This window comes from Syntrophorhabdaceae bacterium (assembly GCA_028713955.1).
Lineage (GTDB): Bacteria > Desulfobacterota > Syntrophorhabdia > Syntrophorhabdales > Syntrophorhabdaceae > UBA5609.
In genome coordinates, this window is the sequence record JAQTNJ010000298.1 from 1 (window position 1) to 3,472 (window position 3,472).

Genomic DNA, 3,472 nt, shown 5'->3' on the forward strand with positions numbered 1-3,472 from the left:
TACGTAATATCTGAAGGCCTTGTGCGTCGGTATGCGCCCTGCCACTGCATGGGGTTTATAAAGAAAACCGAGCTCCTCAAGATCTCCCATGATATTCCTTATCGTTGCAGAGCTTACCTTGTTCTTCGTCCTCTTCGATATTGTCCTTGAACCTATCGGTCCGGCAGCGGTTATATAATTATCCATAATCAGTTCAAGAACCATTTTTTCACGTTCTGTCAGCATATCCATCGGTGCAAACCAATCCTAATAGAATAACTTAATGATAGATGACACCTTTGTCAAGAAATGAGATGCTCAATTTGTCCAGACAAGGAACTGCTAAGCGTATATCTGGAGGGTACTGACGGCCGGCCTTTGGCATCCTTCTGCTTCCCTGTATTTATCAATGATGATCCTGGGGATTTGAAGAGATACCTTGTCAATCTTATACTGGCCGGCAACACGGCGGGAACTTATATAAACAGGTTCTCCCTGATGCGCCATGGCAGCAGGGCAATCATCGCTGTCTTCGGTCGCGCTGAGACCGGTCGAACCGCGGATGTTGAATGCCATTACCTTGCATTCCGTATGTTTCAGATTGAGCCCAACGGCCTTGCCCTGCAAAGTCCGGAGCACTTTGCCCGGGTTATGGCCATGAAGATCCTCACCACCCTTATTTTGCCGGACATTGTCGTTGATGACACAAAGTCCGCCCGGAACCCTTTCCCCTATCGCAGTGCTGATTTTCATAATTTGAACTGGTATTGTCTAACAATTAATTACAATAAATTTCATACAAAGTCAAGAGGTGCGCCCATAAATTTTTTACATCGGAAAGGATGGGCGGTTAAACCTTTTAGACAGAGGTATTTTTATAATAATGCTGGAGAAAGTTGCGGAGAGGTTGTATCATATCAGCGTCTGACCCCCTGTTTTATCTGCGAGTGATCGGACACCCCACTATCTAAGGGAGGACCCATGAGCGGCATTTTTGGCATTGTATCTAAAAAGAACTGTGCAAGCGAACTTCTATACGGGACGGACTACCATTCACACATGGGAACAGAGTATGGCGGAATGGCTGTTTTGGGAGAACGTTTCCACCGGTCCATTCATGATATCAGCAAGTCCCAGTTCAAATCAAAATTCTTCGAAGATTATAAAGAGATGGAGGGAAATATGGGCATCGGGGTCATAAGCGACCGGGATGCCCAACCGCTGATCATCGGCTCGAAATTCGGAACCTTTGCGATTGTATCCGCAGGGCTTGTGGATAATACGAACGAACTGGCCGGGGAACTCCTTGAACAAGGAGAGACATTCGGTGAGATGTCGAGCGGAGGGGTCAATTCCGTAGAACTCATCGCCAAGCTGATCAATCAGGGCAAAACGCTCATTGACGGCATCGAGAGGCTCTATGACCGGATCATGGGGTCAGCCTCCATACTCCTCATGAAAGAGGATGGGATCTATGCAGTCAGGGACCGCCTGGGCCGGATGCCTCTCGTTATTGGAGAGAGGAACGGAGACCATGTCATCGCTACGGAGACATGTTCCTTTCTTAACCTTGGTTATCGGATCATAAAGTATCTCGAACCGGGCGAGACTGTTCGTATAGGAAAACACGGATTGGAAGAACAACTTCCGGGAAAGATAAACAACCAGATCTGCGCCTTTCTCTGGATCTACACAGGATACCCTGCTTCGAGTTACGAGGGGATCAACGTTGAGCTTGTCCGTGAACGATCCGGGAGGTCCCTCGCGAAAAATGATGACGTGAAGGCCGATCTCGTTGCCGGGGTTCCTGATTCGGGGGTTGGCCATGCCGTCGGGTATGCCATGCAATCGGGGATTCCTTTTCGGAGACCCCTTGTGAAGTATACCCCTGGATACGGAAGGAGCTATACCCCACCTTCTCAGGAGATCCGGGACCTTGTGGCAAAGATGAAGCTCATTGCCGTCAAGGATATCATTGCCGATAACCGGCTGGTCCTCTGCGAAGACTCTATCGTACGCGGCACACAGCTTAAAAATTATACCCTGAAGAAGCTCTGGGAATCAGGGGCCAGGGAAGTCCATGTTCGTCCGGCCTGCCCTCCGCTTATGTTTCCCTGCAAATTTGCCCTCTCCACACGCTCCATTGATGAACTGGCTGCCCGGCGTGCCATACGTGCACTGGAAGGACGCGATACGGAAGAAATCGGGGATTACCTTGATGACCGGTCAGAGAAGTACCGGAAGATGGTGGACTGGATCGCGAAGGAGCTTGACGTGACAACGCTCCGGTATCAGCGGATCGACGACATGGTCGAAGCGATCGGCCTCCCCCGCGAGAAACTCTGCCTCCACTGCTGGATCGGGGATAAAAGCAGCTCATAGTTCATAGCTGATAGCCCATGGGAAATCCTAAATCCTAATATCGAAGCACTAAACAAATTCAAATGTTCAAAATTCAAAACGTGTTGAAAGGGTTTGAGAATTCAGCCTTAACCATCTTGACTGAAGTAATCGCCGAGCAATCCCCTGCTGTGCTCATCGTCGTGGCAGTAGACACAGAGGTTCTCCCAGTTGGAGCCGTCCGGGGGGTTGTTCCTGTGATCCCCGTCCTTATGGTGAACGGTGAGGAGGTGTCTGTCCTTATAATCAAACTCCCGGGCACATTTTGCACAGATAAGACCGTGAATCCGCAGGGACTGTTCCCTGTAATCATTTTTCGATGCGCCAACCTCTTTCAGTTCCCTCACTATCTCTTCAACGGACTTGCCGCTCTCTTTTTTCGCAGGTCCTGCGCTCCTGTGTGTATATCGTCTCTTTTTCATCGCTATATCCTTGCCCCTGTTGCAATATTATACCATGAACATGATCCATAAATAAAAGGGCCTCCCTTAAGGGGGCCCTTTAAATATTCTCAATGGGTTGAAGTCGTTTACGCTTTACGACTCACGCCTTGCCACTTACGGTCTTGTCTACCCCGGCATCAGCCAGCCCGGCAACCACGTTGCAATGGGCGGGAACAAAAAGACGATAATGCCGCCGACAGCGAGGCTTATCAGGAACGGGTATACGCCTGCATAGACGACACTGAATGGTGTTTTCGTTATCTGCTTCACAACAAAGACGCAGATTGCCATAGGCGGTATGACAACACCGATCATTACGGTAATACCTATGAGGATGCCGAACCACAGTGGATTGTACCCGAGCTTTATGATTGCCGGGTAGAAGATTGGCGTTGCAAGGATCATAAATGCAAGGTCATCGATAAAGGAGCCGCCAATGAGATATATGACCGCGATCATGAGAAGGATTATCCAGGATGGCACCTGCAGACCGACGATCCAGTCGGCGGTTATCATGGGAATTTTGGTTACGGCGATAAAGTGGCCGAGTACCGTTGAACCTGCTATGAGCAATATGACCATACAGGCAGTTCTTATGGATTCAACGACAGACTTTACATAACCCTTGAGGTTGAGGTCTCTTCTGATGA

5 protein-coding genes are annotated in these 3,472 nt (G+C 49.2%); 1 reads left to right on the forward strand and 4 read right to left on the reverse strand.

The window, feature by feature from the left end; all coding sequences use genetic code 11:
- The coding region (locus PHU49_16045) for an HrcA family transcriptional regulator (GenBank protein MDD5245521.1) at positions 1–231 on the reverse strand (231 nt) is incomplete at its 3' end.
- A gap of 90 nt (positions 232–321) precedes the next feature.
- Positions 322–732 (reverse strand): hypothetical protein, encoded by a 411-nt coding sequence (locus tag PHU49_16050; protein MDD5245522.1) that lies wholly within the window; start codon positions 730–732, stop codon positions 322–324.
- Between the two features lie 228 nt (positions 733–960).
- On the opposite strand from PHU49_16050, the gene PHU49_16055 reads away from it, so the two are divergent.
- On the forward strand, positions 961–2,361 hold the full coding sequence (locus PHU49_16055) for an amidophosphoribosyltransferase (protein MDD5245523.1): 1,401 nt from the start codon (positions 961–963) through the stop codon (positions 2,359–2,361).
- 107 nt (positions 2,362–2,468) lie between these two features.
- Here PHU49_16055 and PHU49_16060 read toward each other — a convergent pair whose 3' ends face one another.
- Together PHU49_16060 and PHU49_16065 are read right to left on the reverse strand one after the other, a co-directional pair.
- Entirely contained in the window at positions 2,469–2,801 is a 333-nt protein-coding gene (locus tag PHU49_16060) for a YajD family HNH nuclease (protein ID MDD5245524.1), read from the reverse strand.
- 147 nt (positions 2,802–2,948) lie between these two features.
- On the reverse strand, positions 2,949–3,472 hold a 524-nt coding region (locus tag PHU49_16065; protein ID MDD5245525.1), incomplete at its 5' end, for a TRAP transporter large permease subunit.